Origin of the sequence: Paracoccus luteus, from assembly GCF_004522155.1 — a bacterium.
Classification (GTDB): domain Bacteria; phylum Pseudomonadota; class Alphaproteobacteria; order Rhodobacterales; family Rhodobacteraceae; genus Paracoccus; species Paracoccus luteus.
In genome coordinates this window covers 246,274-268,087 of sequence record NZ_SDEA01000001.1, presented here as the reverse complement: position 1 = coordinate 268,087, position 21,814 = coordinate 246,274, and the positions used below count along the sequence as shown (strand labels likewise).

At 71.6% G+C, this 21,814-nt stretch carries 16 protein-coding genes and 1 riboswitch; of the genes, 7 read left to right on the top strand and 9 right to left on the bottom strand.

What is annotated here, in order from left to right; translation table 11 throughout:
• The first annotated feature begins 383 nt into the window (after nt 1–383).
• Together lnt and metK are read left to right on the top strand one after the other, a co-directional pair.
• Nucleotides 384–1,913 carry an apolipoprotein N-acyltransferase gene (gene lnt, locus EPA64_RS01245; RefSeq protein WP_134724416.1) on the top strand — a complete coding sequence of 510 codons (1,530 nt, stop codon included), beginning with the start codon at nt 384–386 and terminating at the stop codon, nt 1,911–1,913.
• A 45-nt stretch (nt 1,914–1,958) separates the two neighbouring features.
• Nucleotides 1,959–2,007, top strand: a riboswitch (SAM-SAH riboswitch).
• A gap of 5 nt (nt 2,008–2,012) precedes the next feature.
• On the top strand, nt 2,013–3,179 hold the full coding sequence (gene metK, locus EPA64_RS01240; protein WP_134724415.1) for a methionine adenosyltransferase: 1,167 nt from the start codon (nt 2,013–2,015) through the stop codon (nt 3,177–3,179).
• A gap of 57 nt (nt 3,180–3,236) precedes the next feature.
• Here metK and EPA64_RS01235 read toward each other — a convergent pair whose 3' ends face one another.
• Nucleotides 3,237–5,828, bottom strand: a complete 2,592-nt coding sequence (locus tag EPA64_RS01235; protein ID WP_134724414.1) for a penicillin acylase family protein — start codon at nt 5,826–5,828, stop codon at nt 3,237–3,239.
• A gap of 131 nt (nt 5,829–5,959) precedes the next feature.
• On the opposite strand from EPA64_RS01235, the gene EPA64_RS01230 reads away from it, so the two are divergent.
• The 3 genes from EPA64_RS01230 to EPA64_RS01220 all read left to right on the top strand — a co-directional run bounded on the left by EPA64_RS01230 (nt 5,960) and on the right by EPA64_RS01220 (nt 9,043).
• A complete protein-coding gene (locus EPA64_RS01230; RefSeq protein ID WP_134724413.1) occupies nt 5,960–6,826 on the top strand; it encodes an NAD(P)-dependent oxidoreductase in 867 nt (288 codons plus the stop codon).
• A 4-nt stretch (nt 6,827–6,830) separates the two neighbouring features.
• The gene (locus tag EPA64_RS01225; protein WP_134724412.1) at nt 6,831–7,238 is read left to right on the top strand and encodes a cupin; all 408 of its coding nucleotides are present in this window, start codon (nt 6,831–6,833) and stop codon (nt 7,236–7,238) included.
• Nucleotides 7,239–7,543: 305 nt separating this feature from the next.
• On the top strand, nt 7,544–9,043 hold the full coding sequence (locus EPA64_RS01220; protein ID WP_134724411.1) for a catalase: 1,500 nt from the start codon (nt 7,544–7,546) through the stop codon (nt 9,041–9,043).
• Here the strand turns inward: EPA64_RS01220 and EPA64_RS01215 are convergent.
• The 3 genes from EPA64_RS01215 to EPA64_RS01205 form a co-directional block, all read right to left on the bottom strand.
• Nucleotides 8,944–10,215, bottom strand: coding sequence for an alpha/beta fold hydrolase (locus EPA64_RS01215; RefSeq protein WP_181953485.1), 1,272 nt, complete (start codon nt 10,213–10,215; stop codon nt 8,944–8,946). The genes EPA64_RS01220 and EPA64_RS01215 overlap by 100 nt on opposite strands.
• Nucleotides 10,216–10,337: 122 nt before the next feature.
• Nucleotides 10,338–11,120 carry a Crp/Fnr family transcriptional regulator gene (locus tag EPA64_RS01210; protein WP_167626555.1) on the bottom strand — a complete coding sequence of 261 codons (783 nt, stop codon included), beginning with the start codon at nt 11,118–11,120 and terminating at the stop codon, nt 10,338–10,340.
• A 243-nt stretch (nt 11,121–11,363) separates the two neighbouring features.
• The gene (locus tag EPA64_RS01205) at nt 11,364–11,987 is read right to left on the bottom strand and encodes a hypothetical protein (RefSeq protein WP_134724408.1); all 624 of its coding nucleotides are present in this window, start codon (nt 11,985–11,987) and stop codon (nt 11,364–11,366) included.
• Nucleotides 11,988–12,220: 233 nt separating this feature from the next.
• Here EPA64_RS01205 and EPA64_RS01200 point away from each other — a divergent pair, with 233 nt between their 5' ends.
• Both EPA64_RS01200 and EPA64_RS01195 read left to right on the top strand, forming a co-directional pair.
• The gene (locus EPA64_RS01200) at nt 12,221–14,305 is read left to right on the top strand and encodes a coiled-coil domain-containing protein (protein ID WP_134724407.1); all 2,085 of its coding nucleotides are present in this window, start codon (nt 12,221–12,223) and stop codon (nt 14,303–14,305) included.
• A gap of 35 nt (nt 14,306–14,340) precedes the next feature.
• Nucleotides 14,341–15,408 (top strand): TAXI family TRAP transporter solute-binding subunit, encoded by a 1,068-nt coding sequence (locus EPA64_RS01195; protein ID WP_246026550.1) that lies wholly within the window; start codon nt 14,341–14,343, stop codon nt 15,406–15,408.
• Between the two features lie 411 nt (nt 15,409–15,819).
• On the opposite strand, the gene EPA64_RS01190 is transcribed toward EPA64_RS01195, so the two are convergent.
• The 5 genes from EPA64_RS01190 to EPA64_RS01170 form a co-directional block, all read right to left on the bottom strand.
• Nucleotides 15,820–17,760, bottom strand: a complete 1,941-nt coding sequence (locus tag EPA64_RS01190) for an AAA family ATPase (RefSeq protein WP_167626554.1) — start codon at nt 17,758–17,760, stop codon at nt 15,820–15,822.
• 247 nt (nt 17,761–18,007) lie between these two features.
• Nucleotides 18,008–19,180 carry a M20 aminoacylase family protein gene (locus EPA64_RS01185; RefSeq protein ID WP_220443691.1) on the bottom strand — a complete coding sequence of 391 codons (1,173 nt, stop codon included), beginning with the start codon at nt 19,178–19,180 and terminating at the stop codon, nt 18,008–18,010.
• A 20-nt stretch (nt 19,181–19,200) separates the two neighbouring features.
• Nucleotides 19,201–19,992: an amino acid ABC transporter ATP-binding protein gene (locus tag EPA64_RS01180; protein ID WP_134724736.1), complete on the bottom strand. Its 792-nt coding sequence runs from the start codon at nt 19,990–19,992 to the stop codon at nt 19,201–19,203.
• Nucleotides 19,992–20,906, bottom strand: coding sequence for an amino acid ABC transporter permease (locus tag EPA64_RS01175; protein ID WP_134724405.1), 915 nt, complete (start codon nt 20,904–20,906; stop codon nt 19,992–19,994). Before EPA64_RS01175 ends, EPA64_RS01180 begins: the two co-directional genes overlap by 1 nt.
• On the bottom strand, nt 20,903–21,775 hold the full coding sequence (locus tag EPA64_RS01170; protein WP_246026549.1) for an ABC transporter substrate-binding protein: 873 nt from the start codon (nt 21,773–21,775) through the stop codon (nt 20,903–20,905). The genes EPA64_RS01175 and EPA64_RS01170 overlap by 4 nt, the downstream gene beginning before the upstream one ends.
• Nucleotides 21,776–21,814 lie beyond the last annotated feature (39 nt).

The window sequence follows — 21,814 nt, the reverse complement described above, 5'->3', positions numbered from 1 at the left end:
GCCGAGGCCGCGCCGGCGGTCGCCCCGCCCGCCCCGGCCGACGCCCTGCCCGAAGAGCGCGAGGCCGCCGCCCCCGAGGCCCTGCGCGACGCCGCCTCGGCCCCGGACGCCGCAGCTGACGCCGCCGCGCAGGCGACCGACGCACCGGCAACCGCCGATGCGGACGTCCCGCAGGCTGCGCCGGCCGAACCGCCCATGACCCAGGACGGGCTGGACGCGCATGACGTTCCCGACACGCCCGCCACGGCAGGGGTCCAGCAGCCCGCTCCCTCGGACAGCGGTGACGCCGAACCGCCGATGACCGAGGACGGGCTGGACGCGCATGCCGACCCCGACGCGGCCCCGGCGCGCGCCTGACGCGACCGGCGCGGCGGTTTTCCATCATGCCGTCACGCGGCCCCGACACCGCGCCCGCCCCCCCGGCCTGGGCGCGGTTCGCGCTGGACCTGCTGACGGGCGCGGCTGCGGCGCTGGGGCAGGCGCCCTGGGGGCTGTGGCCGGTGACGCTGGCGGCGATGGCGGTGATGCTGTGGCGCGTCTCGCGCGCCCCGGACGCGCGCGCGGCCCTGCGGCGCAGCCTTGCCATCGGCACCGGGCATTTCGCCGTCGCCATGCTGTGGATCGCGCAGCCATTCCTCGTCCAGCCCGAGATCTATGGCTGGATGGCGCCCTTTGCCCTGACCCTGACCGCGCTCGGGGGCGGGCTGTTCTGGGCCGCGCCGGGCTGGCTGGGCCACCGGCTGGGGCATGATGCGGCCAGCCGGGCGGTGGCGGTCGCGGTGCTGCTGGTCGGGTCCGACTGGCTGCGCGGCTGGATCTTCACCGGGCTGCCCTGGGCGCTGACCGGCCATGTCTGGATCGACACGCCCGCGGCGCAGATCGCGGCCTGGGGCGGCGCGCTGGCGCTGTCGGCGCTGACGATGGCCGCGGCGGTCCTGCCGGTGACGCAGGGGCTGCGCCGCGGCACGGTGCTGGCCGCGATGCTGGTGGGCGCCGCGTGGTTGGCGGGCCTTGCGCGGCTGGCCCAGCCGCTGCCCCCCGACACGCCCCATGTCATCCGGCTGGTGCAGCCCGACGCCGACCAGACGCTGAAATGGGATCCCGTCTGGGCGCCGCAGTTCTATCAGCGGCTGATCGACCTGTCGTCGGCCCCTATGGGCGGGTCATCGGACGGGCGGCGGCCGGATGCGGTGGTCTGGCCCGAAACCTCGGTTCCGTTCCTGCTGGATCAGGCCGAACCGGCGCTGGCCCAGATCGCCGCGGCGTCCGGCGCGCCGACGCTGGTCGGCATCCAGCGGTCGCAGGGGATGGCGTGGTTCAACAGCCTGGCCGAGTTCACCGCCGACGCCCGCATCGGGCAGGTCTATGACAAGTTCCACCTGGTCCCGTTCGGCGAATACATCCCCTGGGGGGACGCGCTGGCCCGCGTCGGCATCACCGCATTCGCCGCGCAGTCCGGCAGCGGCTATGCCGCCGGGCCGGGACCGCGGGTGCTGGACCTTGCCGGTCTGCCGCCGGTGCAGCCGCTGATCTGCTATGAGGCGATCTTTCCGCAGGATCTGGCCCGCCACGCCGGGCGCCGCCCGGAATGGCTGCTGCAGATCACCAACGACGCCTGGTTCGGCACGCTGTCCGGCCCCTATCAGCATCTGGCGCAGGCGCGGCTGCGGGCGATCCAGTCCGGGCTGCCGCTGCTGCGGTCGGCCAACACCGGCGTCTCGGCGGCGGTGGATGCGCGCGGCAGGCTGCGGGGCAGCCTGGCGCTTGGCACCTCGGGGGCGCTGGACGCCGTTCTGCCGGGCGCGCTGCCGGCCACGCTGTGGTGGCGCTGGGGCGACGCGCCGATTCTGGCCGCGCTGGCGGCGGCGCTGGCCGCGCTGATCTGGCGCAGGCTGCGCACACGCACAGGTTGATCCGCGCGGTTGACGCTGGCCCCGCGCTGGCGTAGTCGCCGCACGCGACCGTCACAACGGCTTCCTGGCGTGGCGGCGATATATCAATGGAGCAACCCCATGCCGCGGCAGAACTATGTCTTCACCTCCGAGTCCGTCTCGGAAGGGCATCCCGACAAATTGTGCGACCAGATCTCGGACGCGGTGCTGGACGCGTTGCTGACCCAAGACCCGTCCGCGCGCGTCGCCTGCGAGACCTTCGCCACCACGAACCGCGTCCTGATCGGGGGCGAGATCGGGCTGAGCGACCGCGACCGGCTGGAAGGACTGATGGCCCGCGTCCCCGATATCGCGCGCGAGGTGATCCGCGACATCGGATATGAACAGGACAAGTTCCACTGGAACACCTGCGAGGTGATGAACTTTCTGCACCAGCAGTCGCCGCAGATCGCCCAAGGGGTGGACCGCGACGGCGCGGGCGACCAGGGGATCATGTTCGGCTATGCCGTGGACGACACGCCCGAACTGATGCCCGCCCCGATCCAGTATGCCCAGGCCATCCTGCGCCGCCTGGCGGATGCGCGCAAATCCGGCGAGCAGCCGACCCTGGGCCCCGACGCCAAGTCGCAGCTGTCGGTGAAATACCGAGACGGCAAGCCGGTCGGCGTGACCCAGATCGTGGTCAGCCACCAGCACAAGCACGAATCCCAGACCAGCGACGACATCCGCGCCCTGGTGGAACCCTATGTCCGCGAGGTGCTGCCCGAGGGCTGGCTGACGGACGAGACCGTCTGGCACGTCAACCCGACCGGCACGTTCGTCATCGGCGGGCCGGACGGGGACGCCGGGCTGACCGGGCGCAAGATCATCGTGGACACCTACGGGGGCGCGGCCCCGCACGGCGGCGGCGCGTTTTCGGGCAAGGATCCGACCAAGGTGGACCGCTCGGCCGCCTACGCCGCGCGCTATCTGGCCAAGAACGTGGTCGCCGCCGGGCTGGCGAAACGCTGCGTCATTCAGCTGAGCTATGCGATCGGGGTCGCGGCGCCGCTGTCGATCTATGCCGACACCTTCGGCACCGGCACCGTCAAGGACGCCGAGATCGAGCGCGCGGTGGGCGCGGCGATGGACCTGACGCCCAAGGGCATCCGCGACCATCTGGACCTGAACCGCCCGATCTATCGACGCACGGCGGCCTATGGGCATTTCGGCCGCGCGCCGGATGCGGACGGCGGGTTCAGCTGGGAACGCACCGACCTTGCGGCGGCGCTGACGCGGGGGCTGTAAGGCTCGCTGCACGGCAAACCGGCCCGCCCCTTGTCCGGGCGGGCCTTTTTCATGCGTCTATTCGACAGGCGTCAGGCGGGTCACGCCCTCGGCCGCGGCGCGGGCCAGCGCCGGGTCCAGCGACATGCCGATGTATTCGCCCCGCCGCCAGAGTTCCGCCAGATCGTCATAGTGGCGCGACAGCGGGTGCCCCGACTGCCCGGTCGAGATGATGAAGACCGAGCTGTCCGGGTCGGCCAGATCATAGACACCGCGATACCCCGCGCCGGTGACATGGGCATAGGGGTTGGCCGCCCCCGGCCCGTTCAGCGTGCCGGCGCGCGCGACGGTAAAGCTGTCGCCCGCGGTCGACTGCACCAGGCTGACGATCCAGCCGATCACCGGCAACCGCCCCAGCCCGGGATGTTCGTGGCGCGCCGCATGCAGGTCGCCCCAGCGCCAGCTGCTGACGTCGCCGCCAAAGCGGGCGGTCAGGTCCACCAGCGCCGCGTCCAGCGCCTGCCGGGCGATGGTCACGCAATCCTCGACCGGGGCCGACTGAACCACGTCGCACCAGACGGCCGCGCCATCGGTATTGCGGAACACCCGGTCGATGAAGGCCGGGCGCAGCCGCGCGCCGATGCGGTCGCCGATGCGCCCCAGCTCGTCGTGGATCAGGCGGCGCTGCAGCTCGGCCATCCAGGCGGCGTGGATCAGCGGCTCGGGGCGATGCTCGCTCATGTTGCCGTCCCATTCGGCCAGCAGCCCCAGCGCCTCTTGCCGCTGGCGCTCAGGCGTGCCGGGGGCGGCGGGTTCGCCGGTGAACCACAGGTCGGCGCCGACCAGCGGCAGCAGGGCGCGGGCGGCGGGGCTGACCGTGTCCAGCTGCGCGTCGATGAAGCTGTCGCGGGAATGGATCTCGCGCCCCGCCAGCAGCCGGTCCAGCCGCGCCATGCGCAGCGGGTCGTCGCGGTCATAGCCCAGCGGAAAGCTGGCGGCGGGCGCGGCGGGCACAGGGGCGTCGGCGGGCTGCGCCGCGTCCGGCCCCAGCGGTCCCTGCGGCACCGCCGCCCCGACGGCCGGCGGGGGCGGGGCGGCCGGCCCCTGCCCCGCGGCACCGGCAAAGCCCCCCGTTCCGGCCCCCGTCGCCACGACCATGCCGTCCGCGGGCGGGCTGATCCGCTGCGGGGCGTCGGCGGGCAGCGGGTCCAGCCAGCGCGTGCCTGCCGTCCGCAGCGGCGCGGGCATCCGCCCCAGCGTCGGGTGATCGTCCGGGCGGCGCGGGATCGTCCCCGCCAGCACCTGCGCCACCCCGCCCGCGTCGGCCAGCGTCACCTGAACGGTCGGCGCCACGATGGCGGCCACCGCCCGCTGGCCCGCCGCGCGGTCCGGCGCGGCCATCAGCCCGACCAGCGCCGACATGGTGGTGTCGCTTGACGACAGCCCCGACCAGCGCAGCGCCGCGACATGGCCGCCCGGCGTGACCGAGGCCAGCCCCGCGTGGGCGCCGGGAATGACCGGCCCGGCGATGCTGTCGCGCAGGATGATCTCGCGGTCGGGGGCGCCGTTGACGCGGATGATCTCGCGCCGTGTGGCAAAGTCGGTCCAGCCCTGCGCGGTCAGATAGCGGTCGGGCATGCCCGGCTGCGCCTCGACCATGACGACATCCTGGTCGTCCACCGACGCGGGCGTCAGCCCCCAGGCCAGATGCGGGTTGCGCCCCGACAGCACCGCCGGGATGCCGGGGATGGTGCCGCCGATGACCCCGCCCGAGGCCAGCTCGATCCGCGCCAGATACCACAGCGACGGCGCGGTCAGCGCCACCTGCGGGTCGTTGGCCAGGATCGGCGCGCCCGCCGCCGTGCGCTTGCCGTCCGCCGCCCAGCCGTTGCCGCCGGTCCCCAGCCCCGGCACGACGAACCCCGCCAGACGGTCGAACCAGTCGGGGTCCAGATCCTCGCGCGCGGGGGGGAAACGCGCGTCCCCGAACAGGGCGGCATAGTCGGGCAAGGGCGGTTCGTCCGCGCCCGACACCAGGTCGGCGGCCCGGTCCGGCACCGCCAGCGCGACCTGCGCGCGCGTCACCTCGGCCCGCAGCTGCGACGTGGCCCCCGCCGCCACCAGCTTGAGGATGGCCAGCGAATCCGCCGGCTGCCAATAGGCGATGTCGCCGCGATACAGGAAGAACTCGGGCGCGCCGCGGCCCCGCGCCCCGGCGTTGATCTGCTCGATCCAGGCGTTGACCCCCGCGGCATAGGCGGTCAGCGCCGCCTGCGTGGCCGCGTCCTGCGACGGCAAGGACGCGTGCGCCGCGCGCCACAGCCCCAGCCTGCGCGCCATGTCGTCGGCGGGAAACGCACGCGCGCCATAGATCTCGGCCAGACGCCCCTGCGCCGCGCGGCGCAGCACGACCATCTGGAACAGCCGGTCCTGCGCATGCGCCAGCCCCAGCGCGAAAAATGCGTCGGCGTCGTTGCCGGCGAAGATGTGGGGCACGTCCTCGGTCGTGCGCACGATCTCGACCGGGGCGCTGATGCCCGCGACGCGCAGGTCGGCGTCGTAATCGGGCAGCGAGCGGACGGCGAAATACCACGCCAGCGCCGCCATCGCGACCAGCCCCACGATCAGCCCGACGGTCAGCCGGACCAGCCAGCGGAACAGCGTAAGCATGGCGGGGCGGTCCTTTGGCGGGCGGCGCCGCGGCCGGGCGTTGACCGTGGCGCGGGGCGGTGGGAATGGTTGTCGCGTGCGGCTGATAGGCCAGCCGCCACCGCAGATCAACGAGGGCGAGGGGCGCGAGCATGGCGAATGTGGCTTTTCTGGGGCTGGGCGTGATGGGCTTTCCGATGGCGGGCCACCTGGCCGCCGCCGGGCACGCCGTCACGGTCTATAACCGCACGCCCGCCCGCGCCGGGGCGTGGGTCGCCCGGCATGGCGGCGCGTCCGCGCCCACCCCGCGGGAGGCCGCGCAGGGCGCCGATTTCGTGATGGCCTGCGTCGGCAACGACGACGACCTGCGCGCGGTCTGCACCGGCCCGGACGGCGCGTTCGCCGGGATGGCGCCGGGCGCGCGGTTCGTCGATCACACCACCGTGTCGGCGGCGGTGACGCGCGAACTGTCGGCCGCCGCCGCCGATTTCGGCGCGGGCTTTGTCGATGCGCCGGTCTCGGGCGGACAGGCGGGCGCCGAGGGCGGCCAGCTGTCGATCATGTGCGGCGGCGCGCAGGCCGACTATGACGCCGCCCGCCCGGTGATGGACGCCTATGCCAAGATCTGCCGCCGCATGGGCGACAGCGGCGCGGGACAGCTGACCAAGATGGCCAACCAGATCGCCATCGCCGGGCTGGTGCAGGGGCTGGCGGAATCGCTGAACTTTGCCGAACGCGCGGGCCTGTCGATCCCCGACGTGGTCGAGGTCATCAGCCAGGGCGCCGCCGGCAGCTGGCAGATGCAGAACCGCCACGCCACGATGGCCGAGGGGCGGTTCGATTTCGGCTTTGCGGTGGACTGGATGCGCAAGGATCTGGGCATCTGCCTGGCGACCGCCGACGAAACCGGGGCCAGCCTGCCGGTCACGGCGTTGGTCGATCAGTTCTACAAGGACGTGCAGGCGATGGGCGGCGGGCGCTGGGACACCTCGTCCCTGATCGCCCGGCTGCGGCGGTAAGCGGATGGAACCGCTGATCCACCGCGCCGCAGGCCCGGCCGACCCCGCGTGGTTCGAGCGCACCTTTGCCGCCAACGGCTGGACGGGCGCCTGGCGCGACACGGTCTATCGCTGGCACCATTTCCACAGCACCACGCACGAGGTTCTGGGCTGTCATGCCGGGTCGGCCCGCATCCAGCTGGGCGGGCCGGACGGGCCGGTCCACGACATCACCGCCGGGGACGTGGTCGTCATTCCGGCGGGGGTGGCGCACTGCAACCTTGGCGCGTCGCGGGATTTCGGCGTCGTCGGCGCCTATCCGGGCGGCGCGACGCCCGACATGCAGCAGGGCGACGGCGACCCGCTGGCCGCGGTCCCGCGCCCGCCCGCCGACCCGGTGCTGGGTCCGGGCAAGGGGTTTGCGGCCGCATGACGGGGCGCGGCCCCCGGCCGCCGGGGCGGGCGCGCGGATGCGCGAACCGATGCCTTTGCGCCCGTTGCCGCGCGCGACCGTTGCTTGCTTGTCGCGGTCGCCTGCGATAGCTTGCCGCGCTTCGGGGGCCCTGCCCCGCCTGCGCGATCCGGCGCGGGGCCACCCCCCGCGGCCCGCCTGACGCGGGGGCGGACACGGCGCTGCGGGGCCGCGGCAGTTGCCCCGCAGCGCCGACCGGCCGGGACGAGTTTTCATGCGCGACGCCCACCGGGGGCGTCGGCCACGCGACAAAAGGAAGGAATACGATGTCCGATCAGCCAACAACCGGCAAGTTCCCGTCGACCACGACGACCGGCGCGCCGGCCGTCAGCGACCGCCACAGCCTGACCATCGGCCAGGACGGCCCCATCGTCCTGCACGACGTGCATTTTCTGGAACAGATGGCCCATTTCAACCGTGAAAAGACGATCGAGCGTCAGCCCCACGCCAAGGGCGCCGGCGCCTTCGGCATCTTCGAGACGACCGAGGACGTGTCGAAATACACCAAGGCCGCGCTGTTCCAGAAGGGCGCCGCGACCGAGATGCTGGCGCGGTTTTCGACCGTCGCGGGCGAGCAGGGCAGCCCCGACACGTGGCGCGACGTGCGCGGCTTTTCGCTGAAGTTCTATACCTCCGAGGGCAACTATGACCTCGTGGGGAACAACACGCCGATCTTCTTCGTGCGCGACCCGATGAAGTTCCCGCACTTCATCCGCAGCCAGAAGCGCCTGCCCGCCAGCGGCCTGCGCGACAACCACATGCAGTGGGATTTCTGGACCAACAACCCGGAAAGCGCCCACCAGGTCACCTATCTGATGGGCCCGCGCGGGTTGCCGCGCACGTGGCGCAACATGAACGGCTATGGCTCGCACACCTATATGTGGGTGAACGCGCAGGGCGAGCGGTTCTGGGTGAAATACCATTTCCACACCCAGCAGGGCATGAAGTTCTTCTCGAACGAGGAAGCGTCGGCCATGTCCGGGTCTGACGCCGACTTCCACCGCCGCGACCTGTTCGCCGCGATCGCGGACGGCGAGTTCCCCTCGTGGAAGCTGTCGGTGCAGGTCATGCCCTATGAGGACGGCAAGACCTATCGCATCAACCCGTTCGACCTGACCAAGACCTGGCCGCATGCGGATTACCCGCTGATCCCGGTCGGCACGATGACGCTGAACCGCAACCCCGAAAACTTCTTCGCCCAGATCGAGCAGGCGGCGTTTTCGCCCGGCAACACGGTTCCGGGCATCGGGCTGTCGCCCGACAAGATGCTGCAGGGCCGCGCGTTCGCCTATAACGACGCGCAGCGCAACCGCATCGGCGCGAACTTTCACCAGCTGCCGGTGAACCAGCCCAAGGTGCCGGTGAACACCTACATGATCGACGGGCCGATGAACTATCACCACACCGGCGCGGCCCCGGTCTATGCCCCCAACAGCGAGGGCCGCACGTGGTCGGACGAGACCGGCGCGGTCCACGACGGCTGGGAGGCGGACGGCGAGATGGTGCGCAGCGCCTATCGCCTGCGCGCGGGTGACGACGATTTCACCCAGCCCGGCATCCTGGTGCGCGAGGTGTTCAACGACGCCGAACGCGCGGCGCTGGTCGACACCGTCGCGGGCAGCCTGTCGGGCGGCGTGCGCGAACCCGTGCTGGGCCGCGCCTTCGACTATTGGAAATCGGTCGATCCCGATGTCGGCCGCCGGATCGAGGAAAAGGTCCGTTCCGGTTCCGCGCCGCAGCCCGCCGAGGGCATGGGCGAGGCCTGAGACCGGACCGGCACTTGCGGGACGCGGGCCACGTCCGCGCCCGCTGCCTTTGCTGGCGGGGCCACCGGCCGCGCCTGTGAACCCTGAACCTGACGGCCGGCGCCCGGAATGGCGCCGGCCGTCTGCATTGGCGGCGAGAGTATGTCGCCGGATGAGTTCGTCGGTGCGGCAACCCTGCCCGCCGCCCTGTCCGTCACGCTGGCGATGGCGGCCAAGACGGCGCGGGTCGCCGTCTGGTGGACCATGTGGCCGGTGTCCGCGACGCACTCGAACGTGCTGCCGGGGATGTCCGCGTGCAGGCGGCGCGACTGGTCGTCGGGGTCGACGATGCGGTCCCCCGATCCGGCGATGATGGCGACGGGCACCCGCAGCCTTGCATAGCGGTCCCGCGCGGCCGCTGCGGCAGGGATCATGAACGCCGTCTCCTCGGCGCTGGCGCGCAGTTGCGAGGGGCGCAGCGCCATCTCGCGCGGGAAGGCGCGGAACTTGTCGGGCATCGGGTCCGGGCCGAAGATCTTGCGCATCAGCCGCGGCCAGATCAGCCGCCCGGCCAGCGGCGAGATCGTGTGACGCAGCACATCCCCCAGGACCGGCACGGCGGGCGCGGACAGCGCCACGACGTCCAGCCGCGCCGAGGGATAGTAATAGCCCGCCGCAAGCACCAGCCCGGCGACCAGATCCGGGTGCCGGTCGGCAAGCGCCACGGCCACCGCCCCGGCCCAGGAATGACCCAGCACGACCGCCTGCGCGACGCCCATCGCGCGCAATGCGGCGGCCAGCAGGTCGGCCTGCGCATCGGGGGTCCACAGCCTGTCCCGCGGCCGTTCGCTGTGGCCATAGCCCGGACGGTCGAACACGATCACGCGATGGGTTCGCGCCGCCTCGTCCACCAGACCGCTGGACAGAAAATCCTGCATCATGCTGCCGTTGCCATGCAGCAGCACCAGAACCGGGCCGGTCCCGCGTTCCAGATAATGCAGCCTGACGCCCTGAACGGTCAGAAAGCGGCCAAGGGGGGGATTGTCACGTTCCGCCTGCCGGGCGCGCCGCGCGTTGAACACGGCGGCCGCCGCCAGCGCCGCCACACCGACGGCCCCCCAAGCGGCCCGCGACCGGGGCGGTCGCCGGGCGGCGGGCCGGGGGTGATCGTCGTGGGAGGTCTGGGCGTTCATGGGGCGTGTCATTCCTGTTTATCGGGCAGGTCGGACGCCCGGCAATGCTGCACTGCAGCACAACCCTGCCGGTCGCGCCGGTTCCGTCGGATGTGCTCCCCAGCAGAGATGCCGCGCGCCGGTCACGCGGCGCTTGTTGCGGCAGACAGCGCCCCGGCCGCCGGGCGGCCCGGCCCGATCACCCGCCCGCGGATCTCGGCATCGAGGTCGGGCGCGAGATACAGATAATTCCAGCTGTATTGCCCGATCTGGAACAGCTTCGGCAGCTTGCCGATCTGCACGGACCCGTCGGCAAAGGTGCAGATGCCTTCGTCGCGCAGTTCCGCCAGCATCCGGTTGGCGTGGACCGGGGTCATCCCGCAGGCCTCGGCCAGATCGACCTGCGCCAGCGGCAGCTGGAACGCATGAAAATCGCAAAGCCCGCGCGCATAAAGCCGCAGCAGCATCTCGCAGAAGAAATTGGCGATGCGCGCCCGCCCGGCCAGCCGTCCGATGCGAAAGATCCAGTAGCGATGGATCGACGCGTCGATCAGCGAGATGCGCCAAAGCTTGTGGACCAGTTCCGGCGCCTGGCCGTACAGCATCTGAAGCCGGTCATGGGGCGTGCCGCGGACCACCACCGGACCCAGGGCGTCCAGATCGTGGTCCAGATGCCCCAGCACGAAGCCCGGCAGATCGATATAGTCGCCGGGCACCTGCAACGCCAGCAACTGCCGCCGGCCCGTCTTGTCCGAGCGATAGCGCCCCGCAAAGCCGCTGCACAGGTAAAGCGCGCTTTCGACCGGCTGCTCGCAGCGCATGATCGGCTGTCGCGGCCGAAACGCCTGTGGTCCGCCCTGAAGATCGGACAGGAACTGCGCCTCGGCGGATGTGAGAACGTCAGGCCACGCCTGCGAAAGCGTCATTTCCGACATGGGAACCTTTCGGCCGGGCAAGCCAGCCCCCGGATGCGACGTAAAGCGATCCGGAACGCTTTCCAGCGGCGGCAGGTTCCCGACCGGCGGGCCGCGGGCAGTCGCCAGCGCCGTCAGGCGGCGACCAAGTGCGCACCGGCGACGGGCCGCAACATTCGAATGCCGGGACGGGCCGATTCCTCAAAGCCCGCGAAATCGCGGCGGCACCAGCATCCGCCGCGATCCCTGCGCGTGTTACATCGACGACATCTTGTCCATCACGTGCGCCGAGTCGTTGCCTTGGCAGGCGGCCAGCAAGGCCGCGATCTGCGGATCGGCGGAGGTGCCGTCGCCCGACGCGGATGACCCCGCCATCCCGGTGCCTCCGGCCGCGCCGCTGCTGTCGCCCGAGGGCGCCATGCTGCCGCTGCCGGTCGCGCCGCTTGCGCCGCCCGCCGCGGCGTCGGAACCCATGCCGCCGCCCGTGGTGCCCGAATCGCCGGAACCGCTGCCCGTCGCTGCGCTGCCCGCGTCGCTGCTGGCCATCGTGCCTCCAGCCGGCGCTCCAGCCGGCGCGGCGCTGCCGGCATCGCTGCTGGCCATCGTTCCGCTGCTGCCCGACGCCGCCGACGCGGCATCGCCGGTGGCCGCGCCGCCGGTCGCGGCCGCGTCAGTGCCGCCGCCCGACCCGGCCGCGCGCATCGCGGTCATCGCGGCCATCTGCTGATCCGCGGTCATCGCCGCGAACTCGGCGCAGGTCGTCGTTGCCGGATCGGCCGCCTGGGCAAAGGCGCCGCCGCCGAAGGTCGTGACCAGTCCCGCAATCGCAAGACCGCGCGCAAAACTCTGCATGACATTCCCTCTCCGGTTGGTCGGCATCAGACGCCGACGATGGGAAACACCGCGCGGCGGCGGGCGTTCCGCGGGGGCGATACTAACAATGTTGGTGAGCCTTCCGTTCCGAAATCGTCGGCGGCCGCAGCCGCACACGTCAAGGTTGCATCGAACGGCATGAACCCCTGCGTGCGGCATTGACATTCTTTGACGGCGCGACGGCCGCGCTTGACAGGTCCGTCCGCGGTCGCGCTTGATGATGGCAAACGGGGTGGGATGTGAACAAGCTTCTTGCCGCAAGTGCAGTCTGGGCCGTCATGGCCGGCGTGGCCTCTGCGCAGGTCGGCGGCGCGTCGGGCGAATTGCCGACGCAGGAAAAGGCCAGCGCGCTGCGTGAAATCATCGTCCTGATGGAGGATGAGGCCGCCGACCTGCGCCGGCAGATCGAAGCCATGCGCGACGAACTGGCCGAGGGGGCTGTCCGGGACGCCGCGGCCTCCGAACCCGACGCGCCCGCCGCGCAGCCGACCGAACTGGCCCGGCAGCTGGAAACGGCGCAGGCAGGTGCCCGCGCGGCCGAGGAACGGGCTGCCGCCGCCGAACGCGCACTGGACGAGCGCACCCGGGAACTGCAGGCCGCCCGGCAGGCCGCGACAACCCGGGCGGCCAGCGCCGAGGCGTTGCAGGCGGCCCAGGGCAAGGCCGCGGAACTCGCCTCGCAGCTGCAAGCCGCGCGCGAGGGCGCAGCGGCGGCCGGACAGCGGCTGACGGCGGTCGAGGCGTCCTTGGCCGCGCGCGAGGCCGAGCTGGCGCAGGCCGGGGAACTGGCCGCGCAGGCGGGGGCCGACGCCGATGCGCGGGCTGGCGCCGAAAAGGATTTGGCCAATCTGCGTTCGCGCCTGACGCAGGCCGATGCCGCCCGGCAGACGGCCGAGGGGGCGCGCGCCGATCTGGCCGCGCAACTGAACGCGGTGCGGCAGGAATTGGCAACGCTGCGCGAGGCCGGTGCGCGCGAAGGCAAGGACGCGGCCGCGCTGGCCGACGCCCAGGCGCGCCTTGCCGGATTGCAGCAGCAGACGGCCGACGCCGAAACCCGGCTGGCCGACATGGGGCAGCAGCGCGCGGAACTGCAACAACAGCTCGCCGCCTTGCGCCAGTCGCTCGACGACATGCAGCAGCAGGCCGCTGACCTTGCCGCGCAGCGCACGGCGGCCGAGAGCGATATCGCCGCGCTGAACACGCGTCGAACGGAAGCGGGGGCCGCGCTGGCCCAAGCGCAGCAGCAGGCGGACGAGCTTGCCGCGCAGCGCAAAGCGGCCGAGGGCGCGATCACGGCGCTGGACACCCGCCGGCGCGAAGCGGAAGCCGCGCTGGCCGAGACGCAGCAGCAAGCCGCCGATTTTGCCGCGCAGCGCAAAGGGGCCGAGGACGCGATCGCCGCGCTGGACACCCGCCGCACGGAAGCCGAGGCGGCGCTCGCCCAGACGCAGCAGCAGGCCGCCGATTTTGCCGCGCAGCGCAAAGCGGCCGAGGACGCAATCACTGCGCTGGACACCCGCCGCACGGAAGCGGAGGCGGCGCTCGCCCAGACGCAGCAGCAGGCCGCCGATTTTGCCGCGCAGCGCACGGGCGCGGAAAGCGAAATCACCGCGCTGGACACCCGCCGCACGGAAGCCGAAGCGGCGCTGGCCGAGACGCAGCAGCAGGCGGCGGAACTGCGCCAGGGGCTGGACGAGGCGACGACCCGGCAGACCGCCGCGACGGCGGCTGCCCTTGCGGCCGAGCGCCGCCGGGATGACGCCGAACAGGCCGTTGCCGCCGCCGAGGAACGCCGCGCCACGGCCGAGGCGGCGCTGGCCGAAACCGCGGCGCAGGTTGAACGGATGACGGCATCGCGCCGCGCGCTGGAAGAGGAGGTCGCCCGGCTGACCGCCGCGCGCCAGGAGCAGCAGGCCCAGCCCGCCCCCGCCGGGGAAACCGTGGCCACAGCGGCCGCAGGGGAAACCGTGGCGGCAGCGCCCGCAGGGGAAACCGCGGGGACCGCCGCGCGGACGGTGCCGCCCCAACCGCCCGCAACCGCCCCCGCCGCGCAGGCCGCGCCGCCCCAGCCTCCGGCGGAAACGCCCGCCGCCGCGCAGACAGCCGCGGCCCCGTCGGCACCCCAGCCCCCGCGCTGGACGGCCGAACAGATCGCGGCCGCCCTGGCGCGGGCGCCGGCGCTTGGCACCGGCCCGCAGCGCGCCGAGTTGCAGCGCCGCCTGTCGCTGGGGGAATGCGCGCCGGACGCGCTCAGGGCCGCCTATGGCCAGATCAACCGGCAGACCCTGCTGACCCTGGTCGCCGAACTTGGCGCCTGCAACTGATCACGCCCCACAGCGGAAAACGGAGGGAAGACGAGATGTGCAAGACCAGATGGCTGGGCGCGGCACTGGGCGCGATGCTGGCGTTGGCGACCGGCCCCGCCGCCGCGCAGCAGGAGTTCGGCAAGGCGGTGATGACGGGCGGGGCGACAGGCACCTATATCCAGATCGGCCGCGACCTGGCCGGGTTGATGGGCCAGTGCGGCCAGACGCTGAACGTGGTGGAATCCGCAGGCTCGCTGGAAAACTTCATGGCGGTGCGCACGCGCGGCAACACCCAGTTCGGCATCGTGCAGAACGACGTGCTGGAATATCTCAAGACCTATTCCGCCAACGATCCCGACGTCGCCCGCGCGATCTATGGCGTGCGCATCGCCTTCCCGCTATACGACGAGGAGGTGCATCTTCTGGCCCGGTCGGACATCGACAGCCTTGCCGATCTGGCGGGCAAGCGCGTGGCGATCGGGGTCGAGAACAGCGGCACCTTCCTGACCGCATCGCTGGTGCTGGACCTGACCGGCGCCCGGCCCGCCGAACGGCGCCAGATCGCGCCCGCCGACGCGCTGCCCGCGCTGAAGGCGGGCGACATCGACGCCTTTTTCTATGTCGCGGGCGCGCCCACGGCCCTTTTCGCCGAAGGCGGGATCGACGGCGAAAAGTTCCATCTGGTGCCGATCGCGGACCAGACGCTGCAAAGCGTCTATGCCCCGGCGACGATCCCCGCGAACACCTATCCGTTCCAGCCCGAGGCGGTCACCGGGATCGCCGTCAAGGCGTTGCTGATGACCTATGATTATAACCCCCGCGGCAACAGCTATCAGACGCAAAGCTGCAAGGCGGTGTCCGACCTGTCCAACCTGATGCTGACCCGACTGCCGCAACTGCAGGAAAGCGGCCACCCCAAGTGGAAGAACGTCGATCTGCAGGACATTCCGCCGGGCTGGGACATCGGCAGCTGCGTCAACCTGGGGCTTCAGCCGGGTTATCAACTGCAATGCGCGGCCCCGACCGCCACGCCCGCACCCGCACCCGCGCCCGAGGAGGCCGCGGAAAGCGAGGCGAACCGCGCCTATCGCGAGTATATCTGCGCCACGCTGGGATGCTGATCGACGGCCCGCACGGTTGGTCCCGACCCTGACGGGGCGGCCCCGCGCGGGCCGGGCCGGATTGCCGGGGTTTGACCGGCCGGGTTCCGGCCCGTCCAGCTCCCGTGCTGCGGCAACCACCGGCCGTCCGCGCAGGCCGCGACTGACCGCCGGGACCGGGCCCGCCGGGGTTCCCGCTCGTCCAGTTCCCTTTTGCGGCAACCACTCGCAGCCCCCGCACGCCGCGACCGCCGGGACCGGGCCCGCCGGGGTTCCCGCTCGTCCCGTTCCCTTTTGCGGCAACCACCGGCCGTCCGCGCACGCCGCGACTGACTGCAGGGACCGGGCCGGCGGGGGTTCCCGCCCGGCCCATCGGCCATGCCTCGGCAGTCCCTTGCGGTCAGGGCTGGACTTTCCCCTGCCCGCGTCCGTTCATCGCGGCTCGATCCGCAGCCATCTGAGTGTCCGCTCAAGCGGTGGCACCACCTCGGGGATCATGCGCACCGTCGCAGAGGGCGCGCTTTCGGTGCCGTCCGCGCCGATCGCCACCACGCGCCATGCGATGACCGGGGTCGGCACGATCAACCCCGGCACCTCGGTTTCCCGGCCGGGCATCGGTTCGTCCGATGGACCCACCGTTTCGACCCGAAAGCGGACGGGCGTGACGCCCGCGGGCACCTGCCAGATCATCTCGCTGACGCCGTTGCTGGGCCGGGCCTGAAAGATCGGGACGGGCTGGGCCGGGGTGCCGGGCGGCGCATCGGCGGCGGACAGCGCCTGCAGCCGTCGCTGCGCCGCAGGCAAATCGGCGGCCGCCGCATACCACAGCCGGGCAAGGCCGGGGCTTGGCGCGACACCCGTGCCGGTTTCATGCAACTGTCCCAGGTAATACGCCGCACGGCCGTCGCCCCGGATCGCCGCGCGGGCATAGGCCAGGGCGGCCTGCGCGGGATCATAGGTCTCGACCTCCAGCGCGCGCTGCATCAGGGCCGCGACCGTCGGCTCGGGCGTGATGGCGACGGGCGGGGGGACCGACCCCAAAGGTTGGGGTGCGACCGGCGAGGGGGCGGGCTGCGAGGATGCCTGCTCGGCAGTGCCGGTCGAAGGCGACGGGACGCCGGTATCGTCGGGGGTGGGCGGTTCATACCAGACCCAGGCCGCGCCACCGGCCAGGGCCAGGACCGCCGCCACTGCCAGCAGATGCAGCCCGGGCCTGCGCCGGGAAAGCGGCACGGGATCGACCACAGGATAGGGGGCCTGATCCGGCCCGACGATGACAGGCGGCGCGGCATAGGGGCCGGGATCGGCGCGCCGGGGGTCAACCACCGCAACGGGCGGGTCGCCGTCACTCGGGCCATCCCATGCCTGCGGTTCCCCGTGCGGTTCTGCCACCGCGGGCGCGGCCTGCGGGGCGGCTGGCGCAAGGGCCGGATCGGTCCCGGCAAGGACCGGCTGGGCGGCACGGCCGGCGGCACGTGCCGTCGTCAGATGCTGCGGCGGGGCGGATTCGGGTGTGCCGGTGGCGGGACCATCCGCCGGTCGGGGCCGCCCTTGTGCCACCGTGTCGGCAAACCGGCGCAGTTCGTCGCCGGCGTGGTGCAGCGTGGCGCCGACCCAGTCGCCGTCAAGCCGCGACACCCCTGCCGCTGCGGCGGCTGTCAGGCAATGACCGGCCATGACGTTGATGACAAGCGGCACGCCCTCGGCAAGCGAATGCAGCACCTGCATCGCATCCGCGTCAAAGATCGGCGCGCGCGCCCCCGACCGCGCCAGCCGGTGCCCGACATAGCCTGCCGTATCGCCCGCGCCAAGCGGGGCCAGGACGGCGTGGGCGATGCCGAGGCTGCGCAATCCGGGCGCGTCCAGCAGGGCGCGCAGTTCCGGCCCGCCCGCCAGCAGCAGCGTCGACGCACCGCCCCCGGCGCGCTCGGCGGCCAGCGCGGCCAGCGCGGACAGGTTTTCTGCGTCAAGCGCCTGCGCGTCATCCACCATCAGCACGACGACGCGGCCGGTTGACGGCGTCACAGGGGCAGGCCCGCCGGGCCGGCCGGGGGCCACGCCGGGGCCGTCGCCCTGATCGGGCAGGCGCAGGGCCTGACGCGCCTGCGACAGGATGTCGCCCGACCCGCCATGCGCGGCCGTGACAAGCCCCGCGGTCCAGTCGCCCGCGTGCCTGTCCAGCAAAAGCCGCAGCAGGGTCGTCTTGCCTGTCCCCGCCGCGCCGGTCAGCGCAAGGACGGGCGCGCGGGCGGCGATCCCATCCTCGATCCAGTCGAGCGCGCGCTGATGGGCGCGCGAGACGTAAAACAGGGCCGGGTCTGGCGATAGGCCAAACGGCGCCTGACGAAGGCCGAAATGTTCAAGACAGGTCACTGACATGACCCCTTGATCGTGCCGACTTGACCGCACGCGCGCAAGCCGGGCGGGCGGCGAGCCGATCACAGAACGAACAGCGACTGCGCCGGAACGCGGTTCGGGGCGAACATCCATGCCGTCCGTCGCCATGCTGCCGTGCCCGGAACCATCGTCGGCCCCGCAACGGGACGGCGGGCCGGTCCCCCGCCGCCGCCGTGGCCGCGACAGACCTGCTTAGCTTTCGATCAAGGGACCGCCCCGCCGGTCAGGCGCCCGGCTGCAGATAGCGTTCCACCAGCCGCGACCACATCGCCACCCCGGCCGTCAGGCTGTCGTCGTTGAAGTCATAGCCGGGGTTGTGCAGCATCGCGCTGTCCTTGCCGTTGCCCAGCCGCAGCAGGCAGCCGGGTTTGCGTTCAAGGAAAAAGCCGAAATCCTCGCTGCCGGGGATCAGTTCGCATTCAGCGACGTTTTCAGCGCCGACGACGTCGCGCACGACCTCCAGCGCGATGGCCGTCTCGTCAGGGGTGTTCAGCACCACCGGGTTGCCGTGGTCGAACGCGACCTCGGCTGTGGCGCCAAAGCTGGCGGCCTGCTGCTGGCACAGGTCGGTCAGGCGCGCCTGCAACTGCGCCCGCACCTCGCGCGAGAAGGAACGGATGCTGATCTCCAGCGTGACCTCGGACGGGATCACGTTCACGGCCGATCCGCCGTGGATCGTGCCCACGGTCACGACCGCCGTCTGGGTCGGGTCGATGCTGCGCGACACCACCGTCTGCAGCGCCATGACGATGGCCGATGCCGCGACCACCGGGTCGATGCACAGATGCGGGCGCGAGGCGTGGCCGCCCCGCCCCCTTACGGTCACGGTCGCGGTGTCCGACGCGGCCATCAGCGGCCCGGACCGCATCCGATAGCTGCCGGCGGGCGCGCCGGGATGGTTGTGCAGCGCAAAGATCGCGTCGCAGGGATAGCGTTCCAGCACGCCGTCCTCGATCATCGCCAGCGCGCCGCTGCCGATCTCTTCGGCGGGCTGAAAGATCAGGTTCACGGTGCCGCTGAACCGCCGGGTGCGGGCGATGTGTTCGGCCGCGCCCAGCAGCATGGTCGTGTGGCCGTCGTGGCCGCAGGCGTGCATGACGCCGGGGTTGGTGCTGGCATAGGGCAGGCCGGTCGCCTCGGCGATCGGCAGCGCGTCCATGTCGGCGCGGATCGAGATGGCGCGGTTCCCCTCGCCCGCCCGCAGGCGCGCGACGACGCCGTGGCCGCCGACGCCGCGTTCCACCTCATACCCCCAGCCTTCCAGCCTGTCCGCGACCAGCGCGGCGGTGGCGGATTCCTTGCCCGAAAGTTCCGGTGCGGCATGAAGCTGGCGGCGCAGGGCGACAAGCTCATCCTTCATCGGGGCGACTTCGTCCAGCGTCGTGCTGCCGGTCATCTTGCGTGCTCCTGCGGTGGTCAGTTGATGAAACGGCCCAGGAAGGCCCTTGTGCGGAGGTGCTGCGGGTTGACCAGCACCTCGCCCGGCGGCCCCTGCTCGACCACGACGCCGCCGTCCATGAAGACGACGCGGTCGGCGGCCTCTTGCGCAAAGCCGATCTCATGGGTGACGACGATCATCGTCAGCCCCTGCCCCGCCAGATCGCGCATGGTGGCCAGCACCTCGCCCACCAGCTCGGGGTCCAAGGCCGAGGTCGGCTCGTCGAACAGCATCAGCCGGGGCTGGATCGCCAGCGCGCGGGCGATGGCCACGCGCTGCTGCTGGCCGCCGGACAGCTGGCGCGGATAGGCGCTTTCCTTGTGGCTCATCCCCACGCGTTCCAGCAGCGCCCGCGCCTCGGCCACCGCCTGCGCCCTGGGGCGGCCGTGGACGCCGATGGGCGCCTCGGTCACGTTCTGCAGCACGGTCATGTGGGGGTAGAGGTTGAACTGCTGGAACACCATGCCGATGTGGCGGCGCTGGCGGGCGATTTCGGCATGGGTCAGTTCGGTCAGCCGGTCGCCCTGCAGTTTATAGCCGATCTGCGCGCCATCGACCTCGATGAAGCCGCGGTCGATGGTTTCCAGCCGGTTGATGCAGCGCAGAAAGGTGGACTTGCCCGACCCCGAGGGGCCAAGCACCGCCACCACCTCGCCGGGCATCACGTCAAGGTCGATGCCCTTCAGCACCTCGTTCGGGCCGAACGCCTTGTGGACGTCGCGGGCACGCAGCAGGGGCGCTGCATCGTTGCGGGTCTTGGGGGTGGCCATCATTTCGCCTCCTGCGGAAGGTCGGCGGCGACGGCGGCCCGGTCATGCCCGCGACCATAATAGCGTTCGATGCGGCTTTGGACGACGTTCAGGATGGACGTGATCGCCAGATACCAGATCACCGCGACCAGCAGCAGCGGGATGACCTCGAACGTGCGGTTATAGATCGACTGCACGGAATACAGCAGGTCCGACATTGCGATGACGCTGACCAGCGACGTGCCCTTGATCATGCTGATCAACTGGTTGCCGGTGGGCGGCACGATGGCGCGCATCGCCTGCGGCAGCACGATCCGCCGCAAGGTCCGGCCCCGGCTCATGCCAAAGGACTCGGCGGTCTCGATCTGGCCGCGTTCGACCGACAGCAGGCCGGCGCGGATGATCTCGGCCATATAGGCGGCCTCGTTCAGCGCAAGGCCGAGGATGGCGGCGGTCAGCGGCGTGATGACGTCGTTGGTGTTCCAGCTGAGCAGCGTCGGCCCGAACGGGACCGAGATGGAAAGCTGCGGGAACAGGAACGACAGGTTGTAAAGGATGATAAGCTGCACCAGCAGCGGGGTGCCGCGGAAGAACCAGACGAAAATCCACGCCAGCCCGCCCAGCAGCTTGTCGTCGGACATGCGGGCGATGGCGATGGGCAGGCCCAGCGCCACGCCCAGCGTCATGGCCACGACCGTCAGGATCAGCGTGACCGACAGGCCCTGCAGGACGACCGGATCGAACAGATAGCGGAAGACGACCGGCCAGCCGAAACTTTCGTTCCCCGCGACCAGCAGCGCGAAATCGGCCACGAACACCAGCACCACGGCCCACAGGGCGACCCGTCCCCAGGGGAACGGGCGATGGGCGCGGGCGACGTCGCGCAGCGGGTCGTCGGGCCGGGCAAGCCCGGCCGTCCGGTCAGCTGCGCTCATTGCGCGGCTTCCTTCCCGGCAAGGTTGATGCCGGGCGCGTCGGTCATGTTGCCCTCAAGGCCCCATTTGGTCATGATTTCCTTGTAGGTGCCGTTGTCCATCAGGATCTGGAAGGCATCCAGCAGCACCGGACCCAGCGGCGAATCCTTGGGCACGACCGCGCCCTGGTGGATGTCGCCAAACCCGTTGTCCTGTCCCACCGCCGCCAGTTCCAGCGCCCCGCCCGACTGCTGGACGAAATGGGTCAGCGGCGCCTGCGAGGAAAAGAACGCGTCCGAGCGGTTCGACCGCACGGCAAGGATCGAACTGGGCTGGTCGGCGAACGACTGCACCTCGACCGCCGGCTTGCCTTCGGCGACGCAGTTGGCGGATTGCGTGTTGATGACGCCCTCGGCCGATCCGCCCGCCATCACCGCGATCCGCTTGCCGCAGGTCGCGGCAAGGTCGGTGATCCCGGCCGGGTTGCCCGACTGGACGCCGAACACGACATATTCCTTGACCCAGTCCACGAAATCGTTGGCCGCCTCGCGGTCGGGATAATCGCCCACCGGGCCGATCGCGAAAGTATAGCGGCCCGACGCGATCCCGGTCAGCACCGCCGGAAGGCCCGCGACCGAGGTGTGGGTGATCTCGACCCCCAGCAGTTGGCCGATGGCGTCGGACAGGTCGCGGGTGGCGCCGGTCAGCTCGGTGCCCTCGACGATCTGATAGGGCGGGAACGAGCCGTTGTTCACCGAGACCATCTGGCCGGACTTCAGGATCTCGGGCGGCAGACGGGCGCGCAGTTCGTCGTTCTGCGCCAGTTGCGCCGCCGCGGGCAGCGCAACGGTCATCGAAAACAGCGCAGCGAGCGCGAGTTTGCTGGTCATCATGGTCATTCCTCCTCGGTCTGTCGGTGGTCCTGCCGC

What these genes read in the sequence shown, in the direction of transcription:
- EPA64_RS01205 (WP_134724408.1), bottom strand. Translation starts at nt 11,987, where the DNA reads ATGCCGACCAACCGGAGAGGGAATGTCATGCAGAGTTTTGCGCGCGGT.
- metK (WP_134724415.1), top strand. Translation starts at nt 2,013, where the DNA reads ATGCCGCGGCAGAACTATGTCTTCACCTCCGAGTCCGTCTCGGAAGGG.
- EPA64_RS01230 (WP_134724413.1), top strand. Translation starts at nt 5,960, where the DNA reads ATGGCGAATGTGGCTTTTCTGGGGCTGGGCGTGATGGGCTTTCCGATG.
- EPA64_RS01220 (WP_134724411.1), top strand. Translation starts at nt 7,544, where the DNA reads ATGTCCGATCAGCCAACAACCGGCAAGTTCCCGTCGACCACGACGACC.
- EPA64_RS01210 (WP_167626555.1), bottom strand. Translation starts at nt 11,120, where the DNA reads ATGACGCTTTCGCAGGCGTGGCCTGACGTTCTCACATCCGCCGAGGCG.
- EPA64_RS01225 (WP_134724412.1), top strand. Translation starts at nt 6,831, where the DNA reads ATGGAACCGCTGATCCACCGCGCCGCAGGCCCGGCCGACCCCGCGTGG.
- EPA64_RS01170 (WP_246026549.1), bottom strand. Translation starts at nt 21,775, where the DNA reads ATGACCAGCAAACTCGCGCTCGCTGCGCTGTTTTCGATGACCGTTGCG.
- EPA64_RS01185 (WP_220443691.1), bottom strand. Translation starts at nt 19,180, where the DNA reads ATGACCGGCAGCACGACGCTGGACGAAGTCGCCCCGATGAAGGATGAG.
- EPA64_RS01235 (WP_134724414.1), bottom strand. Translation starts at nt 5,828, where the DNA reads ATGCTTACGCTGTTCCGCTGGCTGGTCCGGCTGACCGTCGGGCTGATC.
- EPA64_RS01195 (WP_246026550.1), top strand. Translation starts at nt 14,341, where the DNA reads ATGTGCAAGACCAGATGGCTGGGCGCGGCACTGGGCGCGATGCTGGCG.
- EPA64_RS01215 (WP_181953485.1), bottom strand. Translation starts at nt 10,215, where the DNA reads ATGAACGCCCAGACCTCCCACGACGATCACCCCCGGCCCGCCGCCCGG.
- lnt (WP_134724416.1), top strand. Translation starts at nt 384, where the DNA reads ATGCCGTCACGCGGCCCCGACACCGCGCCCGCCCCCCCGGCCTGGGCG.
- EPA64_RS01180 (WP_134724736.1), bottom strand. Translation starts at nt 19,992, where the DNA reads ATGGCCACCCCCAAGACCCGCAACGATGCAGCGCCCCTGCTGCGTGCC.
- EPA64_RS01175 (WP_134724405.1), bottom strand. Translation starts at nt 20,906, where the DNA reads ATGAGCGCAGCTGACCGGACGGCCGGGCTTGCCCGGCCCGACGACCCG.